This window comes from Kitasatospora sp. NPDC041988 (assembly GCF_055588525.1).
Genome location: NZ_JBVJCO010000008.1, coordinates 148,433 through 175,323, shown reverse-complemented (window position 1 = coordinate 175,323; position 26,891 = coordinate 148,433). Strand labels below are relative to the sequence as shown.

The following is a 26,891-nucleotide window of genomic DNA, read 5'->3' as shown; positions in this document are numbered from 1 at the left end:
GTGACCGCCGTCGTCGCGGAGTCCTCCGCGCCCACCCCCGATCCCGCCGCCGTTCCCGAGCCCGCCCCCGCGGTGGCCGGCCGGGGCCGGATCGTCCTCGCCCGGCTGCTCGCCGCCCGCTGGGCCGTCGCCGGCACCGTCATCGTCCTGCTGCTGTTCGCCCTCGCCTTCGGCGGCCAGTACCTCACACCCTGGGACTACGCCACCCCGGACTACAACGCGCTGCGCCAACCCCCGTCCGGCACCCACTGGTTCGGCACCAACGGGGTCGGCCAGGACGTCTTTGCGCAGACCGTCCGCGGCCTGCAGAAGTCGCTGGTCATCGGCCTGCTGGTGGCGCTCTTCTCGACCGTGCTGGCCTCCCTGTTCGGCGCCTGCGCCGGCTACTTCGGCGGCTGGACCGACCGGGTACTGATGTTCGTGGTGGACCTCATGCTGGTCTTCCCCAGCTTCCTGATCATCACCATCGTCTCGCCCCGGCTCAAAGGCGCCGGCTGGCTCGCCTTCGTGCTGCTGCTCGCCCTCTTCAACTGGATGATCACCGCCCGGGTGGTCCGCTCGATGGCCATCTCGCTGCGGGAGCGCGAGTTCGTCCGGGCCGCGCAGTTCATGGGCGTGCGGCCGCTGCGGATCATCACCCGGCACATCCTGCCGAACGTCGCCTCCTTCCTCATCATCGACGCCACCATCGCCGTCGGCGGCGCCGTGATGAGCGAGACCGCGCTCTCCTACTTCGGCTTCGGCGTGAAGGCCCCCGACGTCTCGCTCGGCACCCTGCTCGCCGCCGGCACCTTCGACGCCCCGACCTTCCCCTGGCTGTTCTACTTCGCCGCCGGGCTGCTGGTGCTCTTCGTGCTGGCCGTCAACCTGATCGGGGACGGGCTGCGCGACGCCCTCGACCCCACCTCCGAGGCGGCCCGGGCCCCTCGTCGACGCCCCCGTTTCCGGAAAGAGCGGAACCGCACGTGACCACCACCGTCGAAACCCCGCTGCCCGCGGCCCCGCTGCTGCACGTCCGCGACCTTCGGGTCGACTTCGCCGGGCCGCGCGGCACCGCCGTCCCCGCCGTCCGCGGCGTCGAGCTCACCCTGCGGCGCGGCGAGACCCTGGGCATCGTCGGCGAGTCCGGCTCCGGCAAGTCCGTCACCGCGCTGGCCGTACTCGGCCTGCTGCCCGGCACGGCCAGCGTCCACGGCTCGGTCCGGCTGGACGGCAAGGAGCTGATCGGCCTGCCCGGCCGCGAACTCGCCGCCCTCCGCGGCCGCCGGGTCGCCATGGTCTTCCAGGACCCGCTCTCCGCCTTCACCCCCGTCTACCGGATCGGCGACCAGATCGTCGAGGCCCTGCGGATCCACCAGCGCCTCGACAAGCCGGCCGCGCGCAAGCGGGCCGCCGAACTGCTCGACCTGGTCGGTATCCCGGCACCCGACCGCGCGCTGGACAGCTTCCCGCACGAGTTCTCTGGCGGCATGCGCCAGCGCGCGATGATCGCCATGGCCATCGCCAACGACCCCGACATCCTGCTCGCCGACGAGCCCACCACCGCGCTGGACGTCACCATCCAGGCCCAGGTGCTCGACGTGCTGCGCACCGCCCAGCGGGAGACCGGTGCCGCGCTCGTCCTGGTCAGCCACGACCTCGGCGTCATCGCCGGGATGGCCGACCGGGTCGCCGTGATGTACGCGGGCCGGGTGGTGGAGACGGCCGGCGTGGACGAGCTGTTCGCCGCACCCCGCCACCCGTACACGCTCGGGCTGATCGGCGCGGTGCCACGGCTGGACGCCCGCGGCGGGCCGCTCGTCCCGATTCCCGGCACGCCCGCGCCGATGGCCGAGCTGCCGCCCGGCTGCCCGTTCGCCGCCCGCTGCCCGCTGGTCGAGGACCGGTGCCGGACGGCGGAGCCCGGGCTCGTGGGCGGGGGCGGACCCGACGAGGGCTCCGGGGGGACGGGCTCCGGGGGTGCGGGCTCCCGGAGCGGGGGCTCCGAGGTCGGGGGCCCCGGGAGCGGGAGCCCCGGCGACCATCTGGCGGCATGCGTCCGGGCCGGGGAGCTGGCCGAGCGGCGGCCGGCGCCGGCCGAGGTATACCCGGTGCCGGTGGTCCCGCCGGCTTCGGCCGGGGGCGCTGTCGGCGTGGACGCCGCCCGGGAGGAGCGCTCGCCGGTGCTCTCCGTCACCGGCCTCACCAAGACGTTCCCACTGCTCAAGGGCACCGTCTTCAAGCGCCGGATCGGCGAGGTCTACGCCGTGGACGGCGTCGAGCTGGACATCCGGCAGGGCGAGACCCTCGGCCTGGTCGGCGAGTCCGGCTCCGGCAAGTCCACGACGCTGTTCGAGCTGCTGCGGCTAGCCGCCCCCGAGTCCGGCCGGATCGAACTGCTCGGGCAGAACACCGCCGAGCTTTCCCGCGCCGACGCCCACCGCCTCCGGGCCGAGCTGCAGATCGTCTTCCAGGACCCGATGGCCAGCCTCGACCCGCGGATGCCGGTCGGCGACATCGTCGCCGAACCACTGCGCGCCCAGCGCGCCGCCCGCGAGGAGATCGCCCGCCGGGTGCCCGAACTGCTGCGGCAGGTCGGCCTCGACCCGGCGCACGCCGTCCGGTATCCGCACCAGTTCTCCGGCGGGCAGCGACAGCGGATCTCGATCGCCCGCGCGCTGGCCGTCCGGCCCAAGCTGCTGGTCCTCGACGAACCGGTCTCCGCGCTGGACGTCTCCATCCAGGCCGGTGTGCTCAACCTGCTCCAGTCCCTCAAGGCGGAGCTGGGCCTCTCCTACCTCTTCGTCTCGCACGACCTCTCGGTGATCCGGCACCTCGCCGACCGGGTCAGCGTGATGTACCTCGGGCGGACCGTCGAACAGGGCGAGGTCTCCACCGTCTTCGACCACCCCCGCCACCCCTACACCCGCGCACTGCTCTCCGCCGTCCCACTCCCGGACCCGGCCGCCGAACGGGCCCGCACCCGCATCCTGCTGCCCGGCGACCCGCCCTCGCCCACCGCGCGGCGCACCGGCTGCCCGTTCCGCACCCGCTGCCCCGTCTACGCCGGGCTCGACGCCGGGGCACGCACCCGCTGCGAGACCGAGGCCCCGCCGCCGACCGGCCCCGCGCCGGACGTGGACCACCGGGCGGCCTGCCACTTCCCGGAGTAGCGGACCCTCGGCAACCGGGGCCGAGAGCAATGGGGAGCAGGAAGTCGGACCGGCCGACTTCCTGCTCCGCGAGCTGCGGCCGCGGCTGCAGCTGTGGCCGGTGCGCCGGCGGGTCGCGATCCGGTGTGCCCCACCAGCCCGACGGATCGATCACGGAACGTATCCGGCCGGTGGCGATTCGGCGGATCGGGCCGACCCCGTGTAATGTTCTCCAGGTCAGCAGGCGCCGCTAGCTCAGTTGGTTAGAGCAGCTGACTCTTAATCAGCGGGTCCGGGGTTCGAGTCCCTGGCGGCGCACATGGCAAGGTCTCAGGCCGTCCACTCCGGTGGGCGGCCTGAGGCGTTTCCGGGCGGGTAGGTTCCAGGGGTACGCGGCGTCACTGGCCGCCCCACCGTTGGAGGTGCCCGTCCGTGGCTCCGCTGAACGCCCGCTCGATCCCCGAGGAGCTGTTGCTGCTCTGCGCCGATCCGGTGCGCGGCCGACTGCGCATCCCGTACTCCACCTTCCACCGGGTGATCGCGGGCGGCGCCGTCGCAGAGCTGCTGGTGACCGGCGCGATCACCGTCGAGGGGCGGCGGATCACCGGGTTCCAGCCGCTGGGCGCGCATGACGAGGTCGCGGCCGGCGTGCTCGCCCGGTTGGAGAAGGCGGGCAAGCGCAATCAGCAGCTCGGCCTGGACCTCGTGCTACGCCGGATCCCGCGCAAGCCAGGACTGACCCCCTTCCTCGACCGGCTGACCTCCGACGGCCTGCTCGTGGTGGAGACACGCCGCTTCCTCGGCCTGCCCTACCGACGCCATGCGGCAACGCGGCCGGGTGTGGGGCAGGAGATCGCCGCACGGGTGGCCGCCACGCTCGCGCGGGAGGGCGATGCACCGCCCTCGCCCTCGGCCGATGCATCGCCGGCGGCCGAGCGGGACCGGCAGCTGGCCGGGCTGATCGGTGCGGCGCGACTGGAGCGCCGGCTCTACCCGGGGTCGGCGGGTGCCCCGACCCGGCGGGCCGTACAGCGGCTCACCAAGGAACTGCCGATCGCCCGGGCGGTCCGGCGGGTCATCAACTCGGACTCCGCTGCGGACAGCGCGAGCTGAGCCGGGCTGCCCCCGGAATGGACGCGGGCGGGGCGGGTTTGCGCCCTGGAGCGCCGGGCAGGCTGCGCCTCTGAGGGCCGGGCAGGCTGTGCCCTGGAGGGGCGGGACGGCCGGCGCCTCGCTGGGCAGCCGGCCTCAACAGGTGTCGAGGATCGCCGAGGCCACCGCGTCCGGGCGGTCGAACATCATCAGGTGACCGGCCGGCGCGGTGGTGCGGAAGTCGGCCCCGAGCAGCGCGGCGAGGTCCCGCTGGCTGCCCAGCCACTCCTGGGTGCGACGGGTCCGGCACCCGTCGTCGGCGGCGAGGACGGTGACCGGCAGCTCGTCCGCCAGCGGCGCGGTGCCGCGCAGTTCGGCCAGCGCGGCGGCCAGGTCCAGGTAGGCCGCGTTCTCCCGGAGCAGGGCTCGCAGGGCCCGCCCGGTCCGGTAGCAGTGCCGGACCAGCGGTGCCGGGGCGAGGTCCTCGCGACGGACCGTGCACGCCCGGGCGACCAGCCGCCGCGTGGTGGGCCCGAACAGGTAGGGCATCGCGACCGCCGTGGCCGCGCCCGCGACCGTACGGGCCGCCAGGTCGCGCAGCCCCGGCGCCGGCAGCGGACGCGGGTCTGGTTCGACGCTGCCGTCCAGCAGGACCAGCCCGGCCGTCCGCTCGGGGTGGAGCCGGGCGAAGGCCTCCGCATGGAACCCCGCCAGCGAGTGGCCCGCCACCGTGCACGGCTCGCGCAGCCCGAGCGCGTCCAGCACGCCCCGGATGCGCTCCGCCTCGCCCACCAGCGTCGGGCCGGACCGGGTGGCGGTCTCCGGCGCGCTCAGCCCGTAGCCGGGACGGTCGAAGCGGACCACGGTGCGGTAGGGGGTGAGGAAGGGGACGACCAGATCCCAGTCGAACCAGCTGCTGCCGAGCCCGCCCGTGAGCAGGCAGACCGGGCCGCTGCCCTCGGTACGGACGTGCAGGGGCGTGCCGTCGATCCGCAGGAACATCGCCGCCGAGCCCGCGCCGGCCACGGTTCCCGCCCCCGCTCGCGGTCCTGCCCCCGCCCCCGCACCGGCCCCGGGCCTGGTCATCGCGGCTCCACCCCTTCTCTGCGGGCTTCTCGCCCGGTCTCCCACTCGTTCCTGCCCCGCTCTTGTCCCGTTCTTTCCCCACCGGCTCCCGGTAAGCCTGTTCATGGCCGGCCCATTCGTGGTCGGTTCGTTCGTCGTCGGCCCGGGCGAGGCTCGCGGCAGCAGAGCGGAGACGACGAGCCGAGCGTTCCGGCGGCCGGGGCGGAGGCTGGACACGTTTCCACCCTAACCGGCAGAAAAGTCCCTCCCAACCGGGCGGAAACGGACACCTGGATTCGGCAATGGACACTCGGCCGCCCCCGGCGGTGCGAGGCACCCCTGCGGACCGTGTATTGTTTTCCGAGTCAGCAGGCGCCGCTAGCTCAGTTGGTTAGAGCAGCTGACTCTTAATCAGCGGGTCCGGGGTTCGAGTCCCTGGCGGCGCACAGACATTGGGGAGCCTCTCGCAGCAGCGAGGGGCTCTCCGATTTTTTTGCCCATCGACGTCCGTTTTGTGTGTGATGTCGGTCTCGCTTGCCGCTCCGGTGGAGCCAGCCGACCCGTTCGACGCGTTTTGGGCTGTAAACCGGAAACGGGACAAAGGTCCCCGACCCCCGATGTCCCACGCCGTGCAGGCCGGCACGGTCCGCCCGCAGGAAAGGCCGCCGCTTTGTCCCGAAACGCCCAGAGCGGCTGCCGCATGCCGACCGTCCGTCTCCGCCCGGTGAAGAGCCTGAAGCGGTCGTCGCAGCGCCCCGCCGACGGCGCGAGCGGCACGAGCGGCGGCAGGAACGGCGGAGGCAAGAAGGCCCGCCGCCCGAGGCGCACCGGCTGGCGTCGGCTCATCCCGACCTGGCGGCTCACCCTGCTCGGCTTCACCGCCGCCCTGCTGCTCGGCGTCGGCTTCTTCGCCCTGGGCATCACCCTGGTGAAGGTGCCGGACGCGCACGCCGCCGCGACCGCCCAGAGCAACACCTGGCTCTACCAGGACGGCTCGGTGATCGCCCGGACCGGCCAGACCAACCGGCAGAACGTCCCCCTCGACAAGGTCTCCCCCGCCGCCCAGCACGCCGCACTGGCCGCCGAGGACCGCAACTTCTACCACGAGGGCGCCGTCAACGTGCCCGGTCTGGTCCGCGCCGCCGTCAACACCGCCAAGGGCGAGGGCACCCAGGGCGGTTCCACGATCACCCAGCAGTACGTGAAGAACACCTACCTGAGCCAGAGGCAGTCCATCACCCGCAAGGTGAAGGAGCTCTTCATAGCGATCAAGGTGGATGCCACCCAGTCCAAGGACGACGTCCTCTCCGGCTACCTCAACACCTCCTACTACGGACGCGGCGCCTACGGCATCCAGGCCGCCGCCCAGCAGTACTTCGGCGTCGACGCGTCCGCGCTCAACCCCGCCCAGGGCGCCTACCTGGCCGCCCTGCTGAACGCACCGAGCGCGTACGACGTCGCCACCGCGACCCCGGCGGGCAAGCAGAACGCGGTGAACCGCTGGAACTACGTCCTGGACGGCATGGTGAAGGAGGGCTGGCTCTCCGCCGAGGAGCGGGCCGCCACCACCTTCCCCGAGGTCAGGGACCCGCAGGCCCAGCTCGGCCTCTCCGGCCAGGCCGGCTACCTGGTCAACGCGGCGACCGAGTACCTCACCAGCAACCAGATCATCGGCGAGTCCGAGCTGGCCAAGGGCGGCTACACCGTCAAGCTGAGCATCGACCCGGCGCGCCAGCAGGACCTCCAGGACTCCGTCCAGGCGCAGCTGCACGACACCCTCAACCCGGACAAGCGGAAGAAGGACGCGGCCGCCCAGGCCGGCGCCGTCTCCGTGGACCCGAAGACCGGTGCCGTGGTCGCCCTCTACGGCGGGGTCGACTACACCAAGCACTACATCGACAACGCGACCCGGCGGGACTACCAGGCCGGCTCCACGTTCAAGGCGATCGCGCTGGCGGCGGCCCTGGAGAACGAGGCCAGGACCCAGTCCGGCCAGACCGTCACCCCGCGCACCGTCTACGACGGCACCAGCGGCCGCAAGGTCCGCGGCGGGAAGGGCACCCCCTACGCGCCGCCGAACGAGGGCGACAAGAGCTACGGCCAGATCACCCTCCAGCAGGCCACCGACTGGTCGGTGAACTCGGTGTTCGCCCAGCTCGCCCAGGACACCGGGCTGCAGAAGGTGCGGGACACCGGCATCGCGCTCGGCCTGCCCAGCAGCACCCCCGGCCTCGAACCGGTGCCGTCCATCCCGCTCGGCGCCGCCACCCCGAGCGTGCTCGACATGGCCGGCGTGTACGCCACGCTGGACAACGGCGGCAAGCAGATCACCCCCTGGCTGGTGCAGTCGGTGGACCGCGAGGGCGAGGCGCTCCAGCTGCCGGCCCACAAGACCACCCAGGCCGTCAGCGAGGAGACCGCTCGCGAGGTGACGTCCATGCTGCAGGGCGTGGTGAGCGACCCGGGCGGCACCGGCTGGCGTGCCAAGTCCCTCGGCCGCCCGGCGGCCGGCAAGACCGGCACGACCGACGACCAGAAGTCGGTCTGGTTCGTCGGGTACACCCCCGAGCTGGTGACCTCGGTCGCCCTGTTCGGCCAGGACCCGGCCAGCGGCGCCCAGGTCAGCCTCAGCGGTACCGGCGGGATCGACGGCGCGGCGGGCGGTCAGTACCCCGCGCAGATCTGGACCAGCTACATGAAGGCCGCGCTGAAGGGCCGGCCGGTCACGGACTTCCCTTCGCCCTCGGACAGGAACGACTCCTCGTTCGGTGGCAGCGACACGCCGTCGGGCGGTTCGGACAGCTCCTCGACCCCGTCCGGGGCGGCCTCCACCCCGGCCTCGCCGGATGGCGGCGCGGGCGCCGGCGCCTCGCCGAGCGGCCCGGGGTCGTCCGGCTCCTCGGGGGCGTCCGGCGGGCAGGGCGGCTCGCGACCCGGCGGCGGGGCGACCACCGCGCCCACCCAGCAGCCGACCTCCCCGCCCACCTCCCAGCCGACCACTCAGCCGACCACCCAGCCGACCGGCAGGCCCACCAGGACGCCGACGCCAACGACCGGCCCGACCACCGCGCCGACCACCGGCCCGACCACCGCGCCCCAGCCGTCGGGCGGCACGGGCGGGTCGGGTTCGGGCGCCGGAACGGGCGCGCTGGCGGGGTCGGGGCAGTAGCCGACGGGCGGGGCGCCGGTCGGGCGGCTGGGCGGGTGCCCGGCCGCCCGCGGCGCGGTGGTGGGCAGTTGTCCGTAAATCTGCCATTGCGCACAGTTGGAGGCAGGACCAAATGCCGGAATGGCGCCTTACCGATCCGATGGCATGACTGTCACAATGCGTCGGTGTACAGCTCAAAGCCCCTGCTCGGCCGATCCTCGGGCAGAACCCTCGGTCTCACCCTCGCCCTGGTCTCCGCCTTCTCCTTCGGGGGCTCCGGCACAGCCGCCAAGCCACTGATCGAGGCCGGCCTCTCGCCGCTGCACGTGGTCTGGCTCCGAGTGACCGGCGCCGCCGTGGTCCTGCTCCCGCTCGCCTACCGCCACCGCGACGCCGTGCTCCGGCGGCCCGGCGTGCTGCTCGGCTTCGGCCTGCTCGCCGTGGCCGGCGTCCAGGCCTGCTACTTCGCGGCCATCTCCCGGATCCCGGTCGGCGTCGCGCTGCTCATCGAGTACCTCGGGCCGCCGCTGCTCATCGGCTACGTGAAGTTCGTCCAGCGCAAGCCGATCAGCCGGGGCTCGGCCATCGGCGCCGGCGTCGCCGTGGCCGGACTCGCCTGCGTCGTGGAGGTCTGGAACGGCCTGAGCTTCGACGCCCTGGGCGTCCTGTTCGCCCTCGGGGCGGCCTGCTGCCAGGTCGGCTACTTCGTCCTGGCCGACGCCGGAAGCCGGGGCGACCGCCCGGTCGACCCGCTCGCCCTCAGCGCGTTCGGCCTGCTGATCGGCGCCGTCGTGCTCACCGCGTTCACCAGCCCGTGGAACGCCGACTGGGGCCTGCTCGGCGGGAACGTCGTCATGAACGGGCACTCGCTGCCCGCACTGATCCCGGCCGCCTGGATGATCCTCATCGCGACCGTGCTCGCCTATCTGACCGGTGTGATCGCCGTCCAGCACCTGTCGCCCCCGGTCGCCGGGGTGGTGGCCAACCTGGAGGCGGTCGTCGCCACCGTCCTGGCCTGGATCCTGCTCGGCGAGCACCTGGGCGCGCCGCAGATGGCCGGCGGCCTGCTCGTCCTGGCCGGCGCCTTCGCGGCCCAGACGGGCAAGCCCGCCACCACGGCTGCGGAGGTGGGCAGGGAGGTGCCGGACACCGGCGCGGCGGCGAGTGCCGTGACGGGTTCAGCAGCGGGTGCAGCAGCGGCCGGAGCTGCCGGAGCGGCGGGTGCGACCGCGCTGGGCGACCGGCTCGCGCGTGCGGCCGCCGAGCAGGGCATCGGAGAGCAGGGCGTCGAGGACCGGCCCGCCGCCGAACCTGGGGTCAGTGGCCGACCCAGCCGAACCAGTCGAGGTGATTGAGCGGCCACACCACGGCCGAGACCGGCCCGACCACGTTGTCCACCGGCACGGCGCCGCCGCCCGGGCCGCGCTGGTGGTAGCGCGAGTCGGCGGAGTCGCTCCGGTGATCGCCCTCCACCCAGACGTAGCCCTGGGGCACCGTCACCGGGCCGAAGTCCAGCCCCGCGCAGGAGTCGTCCCCGGGGTGGAGGTACGGCTCGTCCACCTTGGTTCCGTTGACGGTCAGCGTGGTGCCCGAACACTGCACGGTCTGGCCGCCCGTCGCGATGACCCGCTTGACCAGGTAGTTGTCGTCCTTCGGCGGAACCAGGCCGACGAAGCTGAGCGCCGAGCCCACCGCCCGCGAGACCGGGTTGCCGTCGGTCGGCTGCGGCGGCAGCCAGTCCCCCGGGTCCTTGAACACGACCGGCTCGCCCGGCTTCGGCTCCCATCCGGTGAGCGGGGCGAGCTTGTTCACGCCGACCCGGTCGCCGATCCGCAGCGTGTTCTCCATCGACCCGGACGGGATGGTGAACACCTGGAACAGGCAGGTCTTGATCAGCAGCGCGACCACCAGCCCGACCGCCGCCATCGCGGGGATCTCCACCCACCACGGCCGCTGACGACGCCCCGCCCGCCGCGCCTTCGACCCTCTCGCCGGCTTCGGGCCGTTCGGTGATTTCGAGCCCTTGCCCGCCTTCCGGCTGCGCGCCCGCCGCGCCGCGGCACGGCCGCCGACGGGTGCACCGGGAGCGCCGGGATCACTGTGTCCGGCGCCGGCGGCCTGGGCCTGACCGGTCCCGGCATCGCCGTGCGTATCGGGCAGGTTCACCGCCATCGTCGCTGCTCCACCTCTCCGGCTGGGGGAACCTGCACGCTACGCCACCCACGAAGCCACGCGAAATCGGGCATTTACCCGCGGCAGACATCACGCCCCGGGCGTGGGGGCTCCGCCATGCTCTCTGCGGTGGGCGAGTCCGGAGGCGATCTCCTGGAGATCCCGCCGGTGCTCGGGAAGGCCCGGGAACGCCCCGGAAGGGCCGAGAGGACCCGGGAACACCCCGGGAACGCCCCGGGGGACGCCACGGCGGGTTCGTCAGCCCGCGACGTTCTGGCCGGTCACCGCATCGCTGGCGATCTTCTCGTGGTGCCGGATGACCTCGGCGATGATGAAGTTGAGGAACTTCTCCGCGAACACAGGGTCCAGGTGCGCCCCGGCGGCCAGCTCCCGCAGGCGCTTGATCTGGTCGCGCTCCCGCGCCGGGTCGGCCGGGGGCAGCTTGTGCTCGGCCTTGAGCCGGCCGACCCGCTGGGTCGCCTTGAACCGCTCGGCCAGCATGTGGACCACCGCGGCGTCGATGTTGTCGATGCTCTCGCGCAGGCTGGTCAGTTCGGCCCGCACGGCATCGTCGATCCCCTTGGGCAGTCCGGTATCGGGGGTCGTGGGGTGATCCGTCATCGGGGCGGCTCCGCGGCTCTCTGGTTGGTGGGCACCCGGCCGTCCGAGGCCGGGGATCAGGCCCGGGCAAATCTAACAGGGCGCCCGGTCCGGATCCGCACCATTTGGCGTATCCGTCCACGATCCGGACAGCGTACGGACCGACGGCCGCCTCCGACCCCCGAGCCCGCCGGTTCGCTGCCGCGGCACCCCCGGGCGCTTCTTGTGATCCGCCCCCGGCCTGCCCGTAGTCTGGTGCGCGGCATGACCGGAAGTGACGACTCAGCAGTTCCTCAGTGATGGAGGTACCGATCGTGGCAACCACTCGCACCGCACGCACCGCTTGGGAAGGCAACCTGCTCGACGGCAAGGGCCAGGTGACCTTCGCCTCGTCCGGCATCGGCGAGTACCCGGTCTCCTGGCCGGCCCGGGCCGAGGAGCCGAACGGCAAGACCAGCCCGGAGGAACTCATCGCGGCCGCGCACTCCGCGTGCTTCTCGATGGCCCTCTCGCACGGACTGGCCGGCGCCGGCACCCCGCCCACCAAGCTCGACACCCAGGCCGATGTCACCTTCCAGCCTGGCACCGGCATCACCGGCATCCACCTGACCGTCACCGGCGAGGTACCCGGCCTGGACGAGGCCGGCTTCGTGAAGGCCGCCGAGGACGCCAAGGCGAACTGCCCGGTCAGCCAGGCCCTGACCGGAACGACCATCACCCTCACGGCCAAGCTGGCCTGAACCCCCGACGCTTCGCCAGGGCCGCGACCACAGAGCGTTGCGGCCCGGCCGGACGGCGCGTTCCCGGCGCTCGACTAGCGCCCTGGGGCGCACTGTGGAAGCACGCGCCCCTGGTGCACATCATGTGATGTGCACCAGGGGCGTCCGCATGTACCGCCACACATGATCGGAAAGCGGGCGAATCACCCTGGCGGCGGTTACCGCGCGTTGCCGCCGCGTCCTATGATCGGCCGCAACGCCCTGTTCTTCACGCGGATCCCCACCCGAGCGCTCCTCCGCGAGCGCTCCACACCGGACTGCGAGGACCTCGACAGAGTGCGGGAGCCGGCCGCCGCAGTTCCGGGCGACCGGCCGGACCAGCGTCAAGCGTCAGCAGCGGACGGGAGCATGCCGTGCCGGGCCAGAACGAGGGGGCCGACGCACACCGCCCAGGCGTGCGGCACGAGGAACCGCAACACCGCCGCCGCCTCCGGTCTCCGATCCTCCGCCCCGCCAACGGCAGCGCCACCAACAGCGGCCCCGGCAACGGCAGCTCCCGCAACGACAGCCCGACCAACGGCGCGGCCGTCGGCACCGCGCTGGACGACACCCGCGGAACCACCGTCGATGCCGTCGACACCGTGAACGGCAACCCTCCTCTGGTTCTGCCACAGGCTCCACCCGGCACCGGCACCGAGGACACGGAGAGCGCGGGTGGCGTGGGCGGTGCGGGTGGCGTGGGCGGCGTGGGCGGCGTGGGCGCTGCCGGCGTCGTCCTCTGCCCGACCTGCTCGGCCCCGCTCGCCACTGGCACGCACCGGCCCGCCGACGTGGTGGACGTGTCGGCCGGGGGAACCGATCGGCTGCTGGCCGCGCTGAGCGCGAGCGAGTCCCGGTTCCGCGCCGCCTTCTGCGACGCCGGCATCGGCATGGCCCTGATCGACCCCGAGGACCGGATCATCGAGGTCAACCCCGCCTTCGCCGCCCTGATCGGCTGCGGGGTCGGCGAACTGGTCCGCACCCACATCCGTGAGGTCATCGACCCGGAGGGCATGCCGGACCGGCTCTTCCCCGAGCTGGTCCGCGGCGAGCGCGAACGGCTCCGTGTGGAGAAGCAGCTCAGGCACCGCGAGGGCCACACGGTCTGGAGCAAGGTGACCATCTCGCTGATCCGGGACGGCTCGGGCAGTCCGCTCTACACCCTCGCGATGGTCGAGGACATCACCGAGCAGCGCCGGCTCGGCGACCGCCTGGAGTACCAGGCCCTGCACGACCCGCTGACCCGGCTTCCCAACCGGACGTTCTTCTTCGAACGGCTCGACGCCGCCTGCCTCGCGGTGACGGGCGGCCCGATGGGCGGGAGCGGCGGCACGGTTGGCGGCACGGGCCCGGGTTCGGGCCCCGGCGGGGCCTCCGGGGCGGCTGCACCCGCCGCCGGGACGGGTGCCTCGGCGGTGGGTGGAGCCGGAGTGGGTGCCTCGGCGGCGGACGGCCGCCGGGTGGGCGTCTGCTACCTGGATCTCGACGGCTTCGCCGCGATCAACGAGACCCTCGGCCACCACATCGGCGATCAGTTGCTGATCGCCGTCGCCACCCGGCTGCGACGCGGGTTCTCCGAACGCAGCGCCCACCTGGTGGCCCGGATGGGCGGCGACGAGTTCGCCGTCCTGGTGACCGACAGCCGGGGCAGCGACCAGCTGACCGAGCTGGCCGCCCGGATCCTCGAAGCGCTGGAGCGCCCCTTCGACGTGGCCGGGCACCGGCTGGTGGTGACCGCCAGCATCGGCGTCGTCGAACGCTCGGTGGACGAGACCACGCCGACCGACCTGGTCAAGGACGCCGACGCCACCCTCTACTGGTCCAAGGCGGACGGTCGGGCCCGCTGGACCCTCTACGACCCGGACCGGGGCGCCCATCAGCTGACCCGCCAACTGCTCACGACCGCACTCCGCCCGGCTCTGGAACGCGGCGAGTTCACCATCGAGTACCAGCCCCTCGTCGGGCTCGCCGACGGGGCGGTGCACGGCGCTGAGGCTCTGGTCCGCTGGCGTCACCCGCGCTACGGAACGCTCTCCCCGGACCGCTTCATCCCGCTCGCCGAGGAGTCCGGCGCGATCGTGCCACTCGGCAAGTGGGTGCTGGAGGAGTCCTGCCGCCAGGCACACCGCTGGCTCACCGAGTTTCCCGACACCGAGACCTTTGTGAGCGTCAATCTGGCCGCCCGCCAGATCTGGGACTCGGACGTGGTCGCCGACGTGGCACAGGCGCTCGACAGCACCGGCCTGCCGGCCCGGCTGCTGCAACTGGAGATCACCGAGAGCGCGTTGCTGGGCCCCGGCGGGCGACCGCTGCAGGCTCTGCAGGCACTCGCCGACATGGGCGTCCGGATCGCGATCGACGACTTCGGCACCGGCTACTCCAACCTGGCGTACCTCTCCCGGCTGCCGGTGCACGTCCTGAAGCTGGACGGCACCTTCATCGAGGGGTTCCGCGACCCGGCCCCCGCCGGCCGGCCGGAACTCCCGGCGTTCAACTCCCGCCGGAGCGACGCCGACGAGCAGATCGTCGGCGCGATGGTGCAGCTGGCGCACACCCTCGGCCTGACCGTCACCGCCGAGGGGATCGAGAGCGCGGCCCAGGCCGAACGGCTGCGGCTGACCGGCTGCGACACCGCCCAGGGCTGGTACTTCGCCCGGCCCGGCGAGGCCGAACTCGTCGCGGCCATACTCCGTGAGAGCCGCCCGGGGTCGGACGAGCGCCCGGCGGCGGCCGAGCAGTAGGGGCTCGCCCGCCGGGCTCCGCCGACTGTGCTGCCGGTGAGGCGTAGGGGGCTGCCCGGTCTGCCCCTACGCCCCCACCGCCGCCGCTACGGGCCTTACGCCCCGGTCAGCCCGTAGGCCTGGGCGATCAGTCCGTACGAGCGGTAGCGGGCCTCGTGGCCGTGGATGTGCGAGGTGACCATCAGCTCGTCCACGCCGGTCCGCTTGCGCAGCGCCTCCAGGCCGTCGGCCACCTCTCCGGGCGAGCCCAGGACGACATTGCCCAGCCAGTCGTCGACGAAGTCCGCCTCCAGCGGGCTGTACGGGTAGGCCTCGGCCTCCTCCGGGGTGGGGATCGGGCCCGGGTTTCCGCGCCGCAGCCGGAGCATCCCGAGCGCCGCCGAGCGGGCCAGCCTGCGGGCGGACGCCTCGTCGTCGGCCGCGACCGCGCTCACGCCGATCAGGGCGTACGGCTCGTCGAGCACGGCCGAGGGGCGGAAGGACGAGCGGTAGAGGTCGAGGGCCGGGATGGTGTTGGCGCCGCTGAAGTGGTGGGCGAAGGCGAATGGAAGGCCGAGCCGGCCGGCCAGCTGGGCGCTGAAGCCGGACGAGCCGAGCAGCCAGACCGGCGGACGTCCGTCGCCCTTCGGAACGGCCGTGAGCCGGGCATACGGGTGGCCGGCCGGGAAGTCACCGTCCAGGAAGTGGGTCAGCTCGGCCAGCTGCTGGGGAAAGTCGTCGGCCCCCTCGGCCAGGCCTCGACGCAGGGCCCGGGCGGTGGCGGGGTCGGTACCGGGGGCGCGGCCGAGCCCGAGGTCGACACGGCCGGGGTGCAGCGCCTCCAGCAGGCCGAACTGCTCGGCGATCGCCAGCGGGGCGTGGTTGGGCAGCATCACCCCGCCCGAACCGAGCCGGAGCGTCGTGGTGTGGGCTCCGAGGTGGGCCAGGAGGACGGCCGGGGTGGAACTGGCGACGCCCGGCATGCCGTGGTGCTCGGCGACCCAGAAACGGTGGTAACCCCACTCCTCCGCGCTGCGGGCCAGGGTCGTGGTCGCTGCCAGAGCCTCGGACGGGGTGTAGCCGACACCGACGGTGGCCAGGTCCAGGATGGAGAGCGGCGCGGGTGCCGTGCCGCGGACGGTGCCGCGGATCGCCGCGCCGGTCTGCGGCTCGGGCCCGCGCTCCTGCTGGTCCTCGGTGGTCATGCCGTCCGCCCTTCTGGCCGCCCTGGCGGCCGCTCCTGTGGCCGTCGTGGTGGCCGTCCTCGTGGCCATCGCCATCGCCGTCTTCGCCGCCGTGTTCGCGGCCGTGTTTGTGGCCGTGTTCGCGGCTGCCTCGAACGACCGTGTCCTTGGCCGGCGGTCGCTGCTGCCGACGGACGTCAACCACGCCGCCGGTCCGGGTGTTCCCGGCTCCCGGAGCCCGGTCTCGTTCGCCGCTGCCCGGCGCGCCGACTCGTCGCGCGCCGTGCGCCGTGCCGCCGTGCGGGCGTGCGGGCGTGCGACGAGCCGGCATGCGACGAGCCGCCTACCGACCGTTCGGCTGACTCAGAGCCAGCAGGCGGACACGCGTGGCGACTTCACGCCAGCGCGGGAAGTCGCCAGCCACAGGGCTCGCGATCAGCGCCCGGCGTCCGGCAGGCTAGGGAGCAGAGCGGATCACCCAACCGGATCCGTCCTCACCAGCAAGGTCATCGGGCTGGACCAGCGCCGATCGATCCCCACGAACCCCCGGAGCGGCACCCCGCCCCGGGGGTTCGCGCCTTTGTGAGGCCTGGCACAGCCGGGGTGCTTCATGGCATGAAAAGTCGAGGCGCTAGCGTTAACCCCTGCAGCCATCTGCTCCCCCGGGCAGCCTGGAGGGAGTCGGACCTTGGACATCTCAGCGGTGATCGGATCCTCATGGATCTGCGCCCTGGCGCTCTTCGCCGTACTTGGCGACGCCTTTCTCCCCTTCATCCCCAGCGGGACGCTGGTCATCCTGGCCGTGCTCAATACGGCACAGATAGACGGTGCGCCACTGCTGCTGGGGCTCGGCGTGGCGGTGGCCTCCTTCCTCGGGGACCTGCTACTCCTGCGGCTCGCCCGCCGCGGCGCCCCTTCGGTGCAGCGACGACTCGAACACCGCCCCAAGCTGGCGGCCAGCGTGGCCCGGGTCCAGCAGGCGCTGGACGGGCGGACCACCGGGGCGGCCGCCGCGATGGTGGTCGTCGCACGGTTCGTGCCGGCCGGGCGCACCGTCCTCGACCTGGCCATCGGCCACTCCCCCGCCCAGCCGCACCGATTCCTCCGCTGGTCCGCGCTGGCCGCACTGATCTGGGCCGCCTACATCGTCACGCTGGGCTGGCTCAACAGCCACTGGTTCGACACCGCCTGGCTGAGCCTCGCGGTCTCCTGCACTGCCGCCACTGCGGTCAGCACGACGATCGCCCGGATCGTTCGTCGCCACCGCCGGCTCGCCACCATCTGACGCCCCGGCGGTTCTCCGCCCGCAGGCCGTCGACACACCCGGCGACGCACCCGAGCAGCCACGGGACGGGTGGGAGCCGCGCGTCACAGGACGGCAACAGAAGGCCTGTCATCGCAGCCCCTGGGCACGCATTCTGCGTATTGACTGTCAACGGACCTCGGCACCTTGGTGCCCCCTGCGTCCGCGTAACATGCTAAAAGCAGAAAATCATCAATTGCCTGATTTGACCGGTACGGCCCACGGACGCCATCACCACCCGGCCAGCGGCACCCAGGGGAGACCATGACCAGCATCTCGCGCAGGACCGTGCTCAGTGCCACCGCCGCGACTGTGGCCCTCGGCGCAGTGACGGCGTGCTCCAGCGGCGGATCGGGCTCGGGGTCGGATTCAGGGTCGAGCACCGCCCCCAGCCCGGGCGGAAGCAGTGCAGGCAACGGGCCGACGGGCAGCGGCTCTCCGAGCACGGGTGCACCCAAGGGGACGCCGATCGGCGACGGTTCCACCTCCGACACCGGCCCCCAGCCGAACCAGCCGAAGGCGGAGAAGCTCAAGCCCGGTGAGCGTCCGCCGCAGTTCGTGGTGTTCTCCTGGGACGGCGCCGGCGCCACCGACGACGGCCAGTTCCCCCGCTTCCTCAAGCTGGCCGAGGAGCACAAGGCCTCGATGACCTTCTTCCTCTCCGGGATCTACACCCTCCCGAAGGGAAAGTCCGACCTGTACCACCCGCCGAAGCACTCGGTCGGCGCGTCGGACATCCCGTACCTGTCGGACGGCGCGGTCAAGAACACGATCAAGCTGATCAGCCAGGCCTGGCTGGCCGGACACGAGATCGGCACCCACTTCAACGGGCACTTCTGCTCGACCCGCTCGGACGGCAACGGCGTCAACAAGTGGACCCCGGAAGACTGGCAGAGCGAGATCGACCAGGCGATCGGCTTCGTCACCCAGTGGCGGACCAACACCGGCTTCACCGACGTCGACCCGCTCCCCTTCGACTACAAGAAGGAGCTCATCGGCGGCCGCACCCCGTGCCTCGAAGGGCAGAAGGCCCTGCTGCCGACCGCGGCCAAGATGGGCTGGAAGTACGACGCCAGCTCTTCCGGCGGCCAGCAGATATGGCCGCAGAAGGTGCAGGACGGCAAGGTCTGGGACTTCCCGCTGCAGAGCATCCCGTTCCCGGGCCACACCTTCCAGGTCCTGTCGATGGACTACAACATCCTGGCCAACCAGTCGGCCGGCAGCACCAAGGGCGACCCGGCCAAGTACAACGACTGGCGCACCCAGGCCAGGGACGCCTATCTGGCCGGGTTCGACCGCGCCTACAACAGCAACCGCGCGCCGTTCTTCATCGGCAACCACTTCGAGCAGTGGAACGGCGGCATCTACATGGACGCCGTCGAGGAGGCCCTGAAGACCATCGCGGGCAAGCCGGACGTCCGGCTGGTCTCCTTCCGGCAGCTGGTCGACTGGCTGGAGGTGCAGGACCAGTCCACGATCCGCAAGCTGCGCTCGCTGAATGTGGGGCAGGCGCCGACCGGCGGGTGGGAGTCCTTCCTCGGTACCGCCGGCTGAGCAGGGCGCACAGCTCCCGCCGTCAGGGGAGGCCGTGACGGACCATCGGGTGAGGCCGTGCCGGACCGGCCCGCGTGGCCGTGCCGGGCCGGCCGACGAGGCCGCCACCCCCCGCAAGCAACCCGCCCAGCCGGTACCCGCAGCTGCTATCCGGCGGCAGGCCCGGTACCGAGGAGGCGCTGCACCACGGCCTCGGCGCCGGCCCGTCCCCAGAGGATCGAGTAGTGGTTGGTGTCGGGCACCGGCGACGCCGCCACCACCCGGGCCGGATCCAGGCCTGCCATCGCGATCCGCTTGTCGTCGTAGAGGCCCTGCGGCTCGTCAAGCAGGCCGCGTTCCGCCCACAGCAGTTCACCGGGGCATGGCAGCCGGTGCACCGCAGCGGCCGCGTCCTGGTCCAGCAGGACCTGCACGCCGTCGGTCTGCACCGCCTCCAGGACGCAGGAGGAACGCAGTCCGGGCTCGGTGCCGATCAGATCGCGCTGGGTGTACGCGTCGATCTCCTCCGACCAGTCGGCGTTGAAGGCCGGGTGCTGCTGCCAGAACGCGCGGTAGGCGGCGCGGTCCGGGAAGGTCATCGACAACCGGGCCAGGGCCGGGCCGAGCACTGCGGCCAGGGCCTCCTCCTCCCGGACGCCCTCCGGCAGCGGGAAGCTGACCGCACCGTCGACCAGCACCACGCGGCTGACCAGCCCGGGGTGTCGCACCGCCGTCAGCGCCGTGATCCAGGCACCCATCGAGTGCCCGACGACCAGCACCGGCCCCAGGTCGAGCGCGGTGATCAGGGCGGCCATGTCGTCCGCGTGCCGGGCCAGGCCGTACGGGCCGCCCACGGTCCGGCTGGCTCCGCGTCCACGCAGGTCGGGCGCGAGCAGCGTGGCCCGGCCGGCGAGCCGGCGGGCGACCTCGAACCAGGCGAGGCCGTTGGCGGTGATGCCGTGCACCGCCACGACGGTCGGCGCCCCGGGCACGGTGGCGGGCCAGCGCAGCACCGCCAAGTCCCCGCCGGGAACGGGGACCGTCAGCTGCTGGGGCTGCGGAAGTGACTGGCTCACGCGGGGCTACCTCCTGTGGGGCGGGCACTGGGGGCACCGGCGCGGCCGGCGGCCCGGGCCGACCGGCTGGAGCGGGCGGCGCGGATGCGGGCAGGCAGTCTAGCCAGGCCGCCGGGCAGCAGGTAGACCACGGCGACGAAGAGACCACCCAGCAGGAAGAGCGGCTGGGAGAGCGGGACACGCAGGACCGCGGGCAGGCCGGCGATGGCCTCGCTGTTGGCGAGGTCGCCGAGCCGGTGACCTGCCCAGGTGTAGATGACGCCGCCGAGCAGCGGCCCCCAGCGGGTGCCGGATCCGCCGAGGACGACCATGACCAGCAGTGAGAGCGTGGCGTCGGAGGTGGCGGCCTGCGGAGTGGCCCCACCGGTCAGCAGGAGGTAGACCACCCCGCCCACCGCGGCGAGGGCTCCGGCGAGGACGAAGGCGATCAACTTGTAGCCGTAGGGGCGGAGTCCGAGCACCTCGACCCGGCGCTCGTTCTCCTTGATGCCCTCCCAGACCCGCCCGGTCGGGGAGCCGACGGCCCAGTGGACCGCGGCCAGGGTAAGCACCAGGTAGGCGACGGCGATCCAGTAGAGGTTGGCGGTGTTCTCGATGCCCAGGAAGGCGGAGGGCAGGTGGTCGGCCGGCGCGGACCGGCCCTCCTCGCCGCCGGTGATGCCGCCGGGGTTGCGCTGGACGAGGATCGAACCGGCCTGCGCGAAGGCCAGGGTGACCATGGAGAACCCGATGCCCGTGACGCGGAGGCTGACCGAGCCGAGCAGCAGGGCCATCACGACGGCACAGGCGACGCCGAAGAGCGCCGATGCGGCGAACGGCAGTTGGAGCTCCAGCATGCCGAGGTTGGTGGCGTAGAGGCCGGTCGCGAAGTAGAGAGCGTGGCCGAAGGAGAGCAGTCCGGTACGGCCGAGCAGGAGGTCGTAGCCGGTGGCGAGGGCCCCGTAGAGCAGGCACAGGGCGATGAGTTGGAGGCTTCCGGGGCTGCCGAGCGGGCCGTCGAGCAGTCCCGGGACGGGAAGCGCACTGTATGGGGCGACAAGGAGCAGGATCAGCAGAGCGATCGGCCACCAGCGTAGCCCTCGGTGCACCACTGTCGAGCGCTCAGTGATTGATTCACCTGTTCGAGGGATGGCGCCGGCCTCGCCCGTCCGTCCAGAATGTCTCTCGGCAGGGCTGGTGTCAGTCCCCCCTGCTGAAGTGGCGGCAGTGCGGTCGGCCGCGGTGCCACCGGTGCTCGTGGTGGGGGTGTCGGTGCTCACGCGAGCCTCCCGGTGAGTCCGCGGGGTCGTACGAGGAGCAGTACGGCCAGCAGGACGACGACCGACAGGTCGCCGAGGCCCGCAGCGGTGTAGTAGTTGGCGAACTGCTGGACGAGGCCGACACAGACCGAGGCCACGGCGGCCCCGGTGACGGAGCCCATGCCGCCCATCACGACAACAACAAAGGCGAAGATGAGCAGGCTGGTCCCCTGGCCGGGGTTGACCGAGCCGAAGTAGAGGCCGCCGAGGGCACCGCCGAGAGCGGCGGCGGCGCCACCGATGGCGAAGACGAGGGTGAACGCCTTGCGGACGTCGATGCCGAGCGCCGTGACCATGGCCCGGTCCTCGACGCCGGCGCGGACGATCAGCCCGTAGCGGGTACGGGCGAGGAACAACCGAAGAGCGAGCAGCAGCAGGGCCGCCGCGGCCACCAGCACGAAGCGGTTGACCGGGACGGTCGCACCGAACAGGTGCCAGGTGCCGGAGAGCAGCTCCGGCTCCGGGAAGGGGCGGGCGTCCGCGCCCCAGATGCCCATCAGGAGAGCGGGCACGGCCAGCCCGACGCCGACGGTGGCGAGGATCTGGTCGCGCGGCCGGCTGTAGAGCGGCCGGATCAGGAAGAGCTCCAGTAGGACGGCGGCGGCCGTCCCGACCAGCGTGCCGAAGGGCACGGCGAGCCAGAACGGGAAGCCGGCCTCCGCACCGGCCCACCAGGTGGCATAGGCGCCGATGGAGAGCAGGGCGCCGTGCGCGAAGTTGAGCACGTCCATCAGTCCGAAGATCAGCGAGAGACCGGAGGCCACCAGGAAGTACAGCGCACCCAGACCGAGCCCGGTAAAGGTAAGGAGGACGATCGTGTCCATCAGGGGTTCACCTCCGTGGTGACGGCAGGGCCGGCCGGGGCCTGGCCGGCCACCGGGGAGCCGGCCACCTGACGGCCGGCGGCCGTGGTGCCGGCCGCCGGGGATCCGGTCACCGCGGGACCGGATCCGGGTCGGCGGCCACCGACGCCCAGCAGGCGGCGAGCCGCCTCCTCGTCGGCCAACAGCTCGACGGTGTCGCCCCGGTGGGCGGTGCGGCCGTCGGCCAGCACCGCGCAGGTACCGGCGAGCCGGCGAACGAGGGCGAGGTTCTGCTCGACCAGGAGAACGGGTACGGCCTCGGCCGCGCGTGCCAGCACGTCGGCCACCTCGGCAACGATCTTCGGCGCCAGGCCCTTGGTGGGCTCGTCGGCGATGATCAGCCGGTTGCGGTTGAGCAGGGTCCGCCCGATCGCCAGCATCTGCTGCTGGCCGCCCGAGAGGGTTCCGGCCAATTGGGCGGCCCGCTGCTTGAGTTCGGGAAACAGTTCATGGACAAGGCGGTAGGCCGGCTCGGCGTCGTGGTCCCGCTCAGCCAGCCGCAGATTCTCGGCGACCGTGAGGCCCGCGAAGATCCCGCGGTCCTCAGGGGCGTACCCGATGCCCTGACGGACCACGAGGTGTGTGGGCAGAGAGGAGAGTTCGGCACCCGCGAACAGGACGCTGCCGGTGCGCGGCACCAGGCCCATCACGGCCTTGACCGTGGTGGTCTTGCCGGCGCCGTTGCGCCCGAGTAACGCGGTGACCCCGGTCGGCGCCACGTCGAAGTCGACCCCGTGCAGGATGTGCAGTCCGTTGACGACCACCCGCAGATCGCGAACGGAGAGGAGGGCCCCGACAGAAGCCGCTGCTCCGGAGGACGCAGCGAGCCCGGCGGTATCAGCGGCACCACCCGGCCCGCCGACAACAACACCGGAGGAGGCAGCGGGGATAGAAGAGTCGGTCACAGCGCCTCGCCCAGGTAGGCCTGCTGCACGGTGACATCCGCCATGACTGCTTCAGGGGTGTCCAGCGCGAGCAGGGTGCCGTGGTGCATCACGGCCAGGCGGTCGGCCAGGCCGAGCAGGACGTCCATGTGGTGCTCCACCATCAGTACGGTGCGGCCGAGGTCGCGGTGCACCGAGCGGATGAGCTCGGTGAGGGCCGGTACCTCCTCCGCGCTGACCCCGGCCATCGGCTCGTCCAGCAGGATCAGCCGCGGGTCGGAGACGAGCAGGACGGCGAGTTCGAGCTTGCGCTTCTCACCGTGGGAGAGCGCACTCGCCAAGGTGTCTGCCCGGTGCGCGAGTTCGGTGCGTTCCAAGGTCTCGGCCACCTGGTCCGCGTAGCGGTCGGCGCGGCGCCAGATCCGGTACGAGGCCCGCGGCCCGGACGCGGCCTGGGCTGCCAGCCGGACGTGGTCGGCCACCGTCATGCCCGGCCAGAGGGAGGAGGTCTGGAAGGTGCGGCCGAGCCCGCGGCGCGCCCTGGCGTGAACGGCCTCGGCGGTGATGTCGGTGCCGTCGAGTTCGAGGGTGCCGTGGCTCGCCGGGTAGATACCGGAGATCAGGTTGAAGAGGGAGGTCTTGCCGGCACCGTTGGGCCCGATGAAGGCGATGAACTCGCCTTCCCCGACCGAGAAGGAGACGTCTTCGACGATCGGCACACCGCGGACGGACCAGCCGAGGCCGGTGAGCCGCAGCACCGGCGTGCCCGTGGAGGACGAGGACGCGACCCCGGCGGATGACGCCGTGGCCCCGGCCGGCGAGGACGCGACCCCGGTGGGCGAGGGCGTGCCCATCGCGGACGAAGCAGGACCGGGCATCGGGATCAGCCTGCCATCGGGGTGATCGGGGGCGCCGCCTCGTCCGCGGTCAGCGTCTTCTCCACGGTCGGCCTGGCGGCGGCGCCGGTGCCGGTCAGCCGGACCTGGAACATCGGCTGGAGCAGGGCGTGGTCCTCGGCACGCACCGTGGCCCGGCCCTTCACCCCGTCGAAGCTCCAGCCCTCCAGCGACTTGACCAGCGCCGAAGTGTCGTCGGCCGAACCGTGGTTGGCCTCGATCGCGTGCACGATCATCTGGGCGGCGGTGAAGCCGTCGGGGGTGAAGATGTCGGACTTGCCACCGCCGGCGACGACGGCTTCGTCCATGGCCTTCTCCACCGGGGTGCCGGCGGCGCCGCCGAAGTAGTGGTCGAGGAAGGAGATCTTTTCGCCCGCCGGGCCGAAGAGCGGATAGGAGGCTGCGAGGTCGAGGCCGGTGACGACCTTGGTCTCGGCGAACACGTCCTGCTGGTTCAACGCCGTCCACAGGGCCGACGAGGTGTCGCCGGCCCAGGCGACGAACAGCAGGTCGGGCTTGGCCGTCTTGGCCTGGGTGGCGAACGGGGTCAGATCGGTCGCGCTCGGCGGGGCGAGCACCGCGTCGACCGTGGCGCCCTGCACGCCGAGCACGGCCTTGACGGCGGCCACGTTGGCCTGCCCGAAGGCGTTGTCCTGAGCGAGCACGGTGACCTTCTTGCCCTTGGCGTCACCGATGAACGAGGCCGCGGTCCTGATGTCCTGGTAGGACTGGCGGCCGGAACGGAAGGTGTACTTGTTCAACCCGGTGATCTTGTCGGCAGCGGCCGGGCCGCTGATGAAGAGCACCTTGTTCTGCGCAGCGATCGGGCCGACCTGGAGGGCGACTCCCGAAGCGGTGGAACCGGCGAGGATCTTGTGCCCCTTGCCGATCAGGTCCTTGGCGGCCGACACCGCCTTCGCCGGGTCACCCGCATCGTCCTGCTCCTCGAACTCGACCTTGTGCCCGTCAACCGCACCGGTGCCCTTGGTCGCGTAGTTCAGGCCGGCCTTGAAGCCCTCCAGGTACTGCTTGCCGTACGCGGCCAGCGGCCCGGTCTTGGAGTAGACCAGGCCGACCTTGACCGGGCTCTTGGAGCCGCCACCGTCCGCCGCGGTGGTGCCCGCCGTGCCGGCCTTGGCACAGCCCGCCGCGAGGAGGGCGCAGGCCGCGATCGCGGCAAGTCTGCGACCGGGGCCGGCGGCTGCCTTGCGGGCGGGGCCGGCAGCTCCGGCTGCGCCCGCGGGGGCACCGGAGGCGGTCCTGGTGAGTGCTGTCGAGCTGCGCATGGTGACCGACTCCTGGGGGTGCTGCGGGGGTGGATGCCGGAACCGTAGGTGTGGCGCGAAGGCTGCAACATGTGCCCGGTCGACGTATCAGCCCGCCCGGATATGGCTGTGCCCGCCATATCGCCGCACCCGCGGCCCGCCGACGGTCGCCCGGTGTGGGCGGCCGCCACGGGTCCGCGTAGGTGCGTGGCGGCGGCCGCCATGGCACGGGCAGGCCGCCCACGGTGACGGTGGTGGCGGACGAGGCGCTCCCCTCCCTCCACCCATCCCGTTCACCCACACCCCCTCACGAGGTGACCCCTTGGACAAGGTCCTGGACTCCGCCGCCGCCGCGGTCGGGGACATTCCCGACGGAGCGGTGCTGGCCGTCGGCGGCTTCGGCCTCTGCGGCATCCCCAGCACCCTGATCGGCGCCCTGGCCGCCTTGGACACCACCGGCCTGCGGGTGGTGTCCAACAACTGCGGGGTGGACGACTGGGGGCTCGGCCTGCTGCTGCGGGCCGGGCGGATCGCCCGGATGACCTCCTCCTACGTCGGCGAGAACAAGGAGTTCGCCCGGCAGTACCTCTCCGGCGAGCTGGAGGTGGAGCTGACGCCGCAGGGCACCCTCGCCGAGCGGCTGAGGGCAGGGGGCGCCGGCATCCCGGCGTTCTTCACCCCCGCCGGGGTCGGCACCCAGGTCGAGGAGGGCGGGCTGCCCTGGCGGTACGGCGCGGACGGCTCGGTGGCACAGGCCTCACCGCCGAAGGAGGTCCGGGAGTTCGGCGGCCGCCGCTACCTGCTGGAGGAGGCCATCACGGCCGACTTCGCCCTCGTCCGCGCCAAGGTGGCGGACCGGCACGGCAACTGCGTCTTCCACGCCGCCGCCCGGAACTTCAACCCGCTCTGCGCGGCGGCCGGCCGGATCACCCTGGTCGAGGCGGACCGGATCGTCGAGCCCGGCGAACTGGGCCCCGACGCCGTCCACCTCCCCGGCGTGTACGTCGACCGGGTGGTCGCCGCCGATCCCGCGGACCGCCGCGTCGAGCGCCGGACCGTCCGCACCGCACTCCAGGAGGCCTGACCGCTATGACCGCCGAGACGAGGGCCGGCATGTCCGCCGGCATGTCCGCAGTGGCGCACACCCACCCCACGGAGGCACCCACCCCGCTCACCCCCGTAAGAACACCCACCCCCGGACACGCACCCGACCCCCGCAGCGCACTCGACCCCCGCAGCGCACTCGCCGCGCGGGCCGCCCGCGAGCTGCGGGACGGCCAGTACGTCAACCTGGGCATCGGCCTGCCGACCCTGATCCCCGATCACCTTCCGCCCGGCGTCCACGTGGTGCTGCACTCGGAGAACGGCATCCTGGGTGTCGGCCCGTACCCGGAGGACGGGGCCGAGCACCCCGATCTGATCAACGCGGGCAAGGAGACCGTGACGGTCGCCGCCGGGGCCTCGTACTTCGACTCCGCGTTCTCGTTCGGAATGATCCGGGCTGGTCGGATCGACGTCTCGCTGCTGGGGGCGATGCAGGTCTCGGCCGCCGGGGATCTCGCCAACTGGATGATCCCGGGCAAGATGGTCAAGGGCATGGGCGGCGCCATGGATCTGGTGCACGGCGCCCGGCGGCTGATCGTCGTCATGGAGCACACGGCGAAGGACGGCTCGCCGAAGATCGTCGACGATCTCTCGCTTCCGGCGACCGGCCGACGGGTCGTCGACCGGATCGTCACCGATCTGGCGGTCATCGACGTCACACCGGCCGGACTGCGCCTGGTGGAGACGGCCCCGGGGGTGGGATTCGAAGAGGTCCGAGCGGCGACGGGGGCGCGCCTTCTGCCGATCGGCTGAGACGACAGCCCAAGCGGCACGCGTGCGATGGCACGCAGCAGAGACA

Annotated in this window: 21 protein-coding genes and 2 tRNA genes; 13 read left to right on the top strand and 10 right to left on the bottom strand. The window is 72.6% G+C overall.

Annotated features, from left to right (window positions below; all coding sequences use genetic code 11):
* The 4 genes from ACZ6NC_RS11205 (at position 1) to ACZ6NC_RS11190 (ending at position 4,244) form a co-directional block, all read left to right on the top strand.
* A complete protein-coding gene (locus ACZ6NC_RS11205; protein WP_465731268.1) occupies positions 1 to 969 on the top strand; it encodes an ABC transporter permease in 969 nt (322 codons plus the stop codon).
* Positions 966 to 3,152, top strand: a complete 2,187-nt coding sequence (locus ACZ6NC_RS11200) for an ABC transporter ATP-binding protein (protein WP_465731266.1) — start codon at positions 966 to 968, stop codon at positions 3,150 to 3,152. Before ACZ6NC_RS11205 ends, ACZ6NC_RS11200 begins: the two co-directional genes overlap by 4 nt.
* A gap of 223 nt (positions 3,153 to 3,375) precedes the next feature.
* A tRNA-Lys gene (locus ACZ6NC_RS11195) sits at positions 3,376 to 3,449 on the top strand.
* A gap of 114 nt (positions 3,450 to 3,563) precedes the next feature.
* Positions 3,564 to 4,244, top strand: a complete 681-nt coding sequence (locus ACZ6NC_RS11190) for a GOLPH3/VPS74 family protein (protein ID WP_465731264.1) — start codon at positions 3,564 to 3,566, stop codon at positions 4,242 to 4,244.
* Positions 4,245 to 4,379: 135 nt separating this feature from the next.
* Here the strand turns inward: ACZ6NC_RS11190 and ACZ6NC_RS11185 are convergent, their stop codons facing one another.
* Entirely contained in the window at positions 4,380 to 5,309 is a 930-nt protein-coding gene (locus ACZ6NC_RS11185) for an alpha/beta fold hydrolase (RefSeq protein ID WP_465731262.1), read from the bottom strand.
* Positions 5,310 to 5,660: 351 nt separating this feature from the next.
* Here ACZ6NC_RS11185 and ACZ6NC_RS11180 point away from each other — a divergent pair.
* From ACZ6NC_RS11180 to ACZ6NC_RS11170, 3 genes are all read left to right on the top strand, one after another.
* A tRNA-Lys gene (locus ACZ6NC_RS11180) sits at positions 5,661 to 5,734 on the top strand.
* Between the two features lie 254 nt (positions 5,735 to 5,988).
* Positions 5,989 to 8,457 carry a transglycosylase domain-containing protein gene (locus ACZ6NC_RS11175; RefSeq protein ID WP_465731260.1) on the top strand — a complete coding sequence of 823 codons (2,469 nt, stop codon included), beginning with the start codon at positions 5,989 to 5,991 and terminating at the stop codon, positions 8,455 to 8,457.
* 164 nt (positions 8,458 to 8,621) lie between these two features.
* Positions 8,622 to 9,791, top strand: a complete 1,170-nt coding sequence (locus ACZ6NC_RS11170) for an EamA family transporter (protein ID WP_465731258.1) — start codon at positions 8,622 to 8,624, stop codon at positions 9,789 to 9,791.
* Here the strand turns inward: ACZ6NC_RS11170 and lepB are convergent.
* Both lepB and ACZ6NC_RS11160 read right to left on the bottom strand, forming a co-directional pair.
* Positions 9,754 to 10,362, bottom strand: coding sequence for a signal peptidase I (lepB, locus tag ACZ6NC_RS11165; protein ID WP_465731257.1), 609 nt, complete (start codon positions 10,360 to 10,362; stop codon positions 9,754 to 9,756). The two genes, ACZ6NC_RS11170 and lepB, sit on opposite strands and share 38 nt — an antisense overlap.
* Before the next feature lie 504 nt (positions 10,363 to 10,866).
* On the bottom strand, positions 10,867 to 11,229 hold the full coding sequence (locus ACZ6NC_RS11160) for a chorismate mutase (protein ID WP_465731255.1): 363 nt from the start codon (positions 11,227 to 11,229) through the stop codon (positions 10,867 to 10,869).
* 293 nt (positions 11,230 to 11,522) lie between these two features.
* Between ACZ6NC_RS11160 and ACZ6NC_RS11155 the strand changes: the two genes are divergently transcribed.
* Together ACZ6NC_RS11155 and ACZ6NC_RS11150 are read left to right on the top strand one after the other, a co-directional pair.
* Positions 11,523 to 11,948 carry an OsmC family protein gene (locus tag ACZ6NC_RS11155; protein WP_465731253.1) on the top strand — a complete coding sequence of 142 codons (426 nt, stop codon included), beginning with the start codon at positions 11,523 to 11,525 and terminating at the stop codon, positions 11,946 to 11,948.
* A gap of 392 nt (positions 11,949 to 12,340) precedes the next feature.
* The gene (locus ACZ6NC_RS11150) at positions 12,341 to 14,707 is read left to right on the top strand and encodes a putative bifunctional diguanylate cyclase/phosphodiesterase (RefSeq protein ID WP_465731251.1); all 2,367 of its coding nucleotides are present in this window, start codon (positions 12,341 to 12,343) and stop codon (positions 14,705 to 14,707) included.
* A gap of 95 nt (positions 14,708 to 14,802) precedes the next feature.
* On the opposite strand, the gene ACZ6NC_RS11145 is transcribed toward ACZ6NC_RS11150, so the two are convergent.
* Complete coding sequence (locus ACZ6NC_RS11145) at positions 14,803 to 15,891, bottom strand: LLM class flavin-dependent oxidoreductase (protein WP_465731249.1); 1,089 nt, start codon at positions 15,889 to 15,891, stop codon at positions 14,803 to 14,805.
* Between the two features lie 667 nt (positions 15,892 to 16,558).
* On the opposite strand from ACZ6NC_RS11145, the gene ACZ6NC_RS11140 reads away from it, so the two are divergent.
* Positions 16,559 to 17,155, top strand: coding sequence for a DedA family protein (locus ACZ6NC_RS11140; RefSeq protein ID WP_465731247.1), 597 nt, complete (start codon positions 16,559 to 16,561; stop codon positions 17,153 to 17,155).
* Positions 17,156 to 17,437: 282 nt separating this feature from the next.
* A complete protein-coding gene (locus ACZ6NC_RS11135) occupies positions 17,438 to 18,727 on the top strand; it encodes a polysaccharide deacetylase family protein (RefSeq protein WP_465731245.1) in 1,290 nt (429 codons plus the stop codon).
* Between the two features lie 146 nt (positions 18,728 to 18,873).
* On the opposite strand, the gene ACZ6NC_RS11130 is transcribed toward ACZ6NC_RS11135, so the two are convergent.
* The 6 genes from ACZ6NC_RS11130 to ACZ6NC_RS11105 all read right to left on the bottom strand — a co-directional run bounded on the left by ACZ6NC_RS11130 (position 18,874) and on the right by ACZ6NC_RS11105 (position 25,009).
* Complete coding sequence (locus ACZ6NC_RS11130) at positions 18,874 to 19,782, bottom strand: alpha/beta fold hydrolase (protein WP_465731243.1); 909 nt, start codon at positions 19,780 to 19,782, stop codon at positions 18,874 to 18,876.
* Entirely contained in the window at positions 19,779 to 20,870 is a 1,092-nt protein-coding gene (locus ACZ6NC_RS11125) for a branched-chain amino acid ABC transporter permease (protein ID WP_465731241.1), read from the bottom strand. Before ACZ6NC_RS11125 ends, ACZ6NC_RS11130 begins: the two co-directional genes overlap by 4 nt.
* Positions 20,871 to 21,037: 167 nt before the next feature.
* Positions 21,038 to 21,904, bottom strand: coding sequence for a branched-chain amino acid ABC transporter permease (locus tag ACZ6NC_RS11120; protein WP_465731239.1), 867 nt, complete (start codon positions 21,902 to 21,904; stop codon positions 21,038 to 21,040).
* On the bottom strand, positions 21,904 to 22,707 hold the full coding sequence (locus ACZ6NC_RS11115; protein ID WP_465731237.1) for an ABC transporter ATP-binding protein: 804 nt from the start codon (positions 22,705 to 22,707) through the stop codon (positions 21,904 to 21,906). Before ACZ6NC_RS11115 ends, ACZ6NC_RS11120 begins: the two co-directional genes overlap by 1 nt.
* Positions 22,708 to 22,844: 137 nt before the next feature.
* Entirely contained in the window at positions 22,845 to 23,705 is an 861-nt protein-coding gene (locus ACZ6NC_RS11110) for an ABC transporter ATP-binding protein (RefSeq protein ID WP_465731235.1), read from the bottom strand.
* 5 nt (positions 23,706 to 23,710) lie between these two features.
* Positions 23,711 to 25,009: a substrate-binding domain-containing protein gene (locus tag ACZ6NC_RS11105; protein ID WP_465731234.1), complete on the bottom strand. Its 1,299-nt coding sequence runs from the start codon at positions 25,007 to 25,009 to the stop codon at positions 23,711 to 23,713.
* Between the two features lie 301 nt (positions 25,010 to 25,310).
* Between ACZ6NC_RS11105 and ACZ6NC_RS11100 the strand changes: the two genes are divergently transcribed.
* Both ACZ6NC_RS11100 and ACZ6NC_RS11095 read left to right on the top strand, forming a co-directional pair.
* On the top strand, positions 25,311 to 26,072 hold the full coding sequence (locus tag ACZ6NC_RS11100; protein ID WP_465731232.1) for a CoA transferase subunit A: 762 nt from the start codon (positions 25,311 to 25,313) through the stop codon (positions 26,070 to 26,072).
* A gap of 5 nt (positions 26,073 to 26,077) precedes the next feature.
* Entirely contained in the window at positions 26,078 to 26,845 is a 768-nt protein-coding gene (locus tag ACZ6NC_RS11095; protein ID WP_465731230.1) for a 3-oxoacid CoA-transferase subunit B, read from the top strand.
* The last annotated feature ends 46 nt before the right edge of the window (positions 26,846 to 26,891 follow it).

What these genes read in the sequence shown, in the direction of transcription:
- ACZ6NC_RS11185 (WP_465731262.1), bottom strand. Translation starts at nt 5,309, where the DNA reads ATGACCAGGCCCGGGGCCGGTGCGGGGGCGGGGGCAGGACCGCGAGCG.
- ACZ6NC_RS11120 (WP_465731239.1), bottom strand. Translation starts at nt 21,904, where the DNA reads ATGGACACGATCGTCCTCCTTACCTTTACCGGGCTCGGTCTGGGTGCG.
- ACZ6NC_RS11145 (WP_465731249.1), bottom strand. Translation starts at nt 15,891, where the DNA reads ATGACCACCGAGGACCAGCAGGAGCGCGGGCCCGAGCCGCAGACCGGC.
- ACZ6NC_RS11135 (WP_465731245.1), top strand. Translation starts at nt 17,438, where the DNA reads ATGACCAGCATCTCGCGCAGGACCGTGCTCAGTGCCACCGCCGCGACT.
- ACZ6NC_RS11095 (WP_465731230.1), top strand. Translation starts at nt 26,078, where the DNA reads ATGACCGCCGAGACGAGGGCCGGCATGTCCGCCGGCATGTCCGCAGTG.
- ACZ6NC_RS11175 (WP_465731260.1), top strand. Translation starts at nt 5,989, where the DNA reads ATGCCGACCGTCCGTCTCCGCCCGGTGAAGAGCCTGAAGCGGTCGTCG.
- ACZ6NC_RS11110 (WP_465731235.1), bottom strand. Translation starts at nt 23,705, where the DNA reads ATGCCCGGTCCTGCTTCGTCCGCGATGGGCACGCCCTCGCCCACCGGG.
- lepB (WP_465731257.1), bottom strand. Translation starts at nt 10,362, where the DNA reads ATGGCGGCGGTCGGGCTGGTGGTCGCGCTGCTGATCAAGACCTGCCTG.
- ACZ6NC_RS11105 (WP_465731234.1), bottom strand. Translation starts at nt 25,009, where the DNA reads ATGCGCAGCTCGACAGCACTCACCAGGACCGCCTCCGGTGCCCCCGCG.
- ACZ6NC_RS11160 (WP_465731255.1), bottom strand. Translation starts at nt 11,229, where the DNA reads ATGACGGATCACCCCACGACCCCCGATACCGGACTGCCCAAGGGGATC.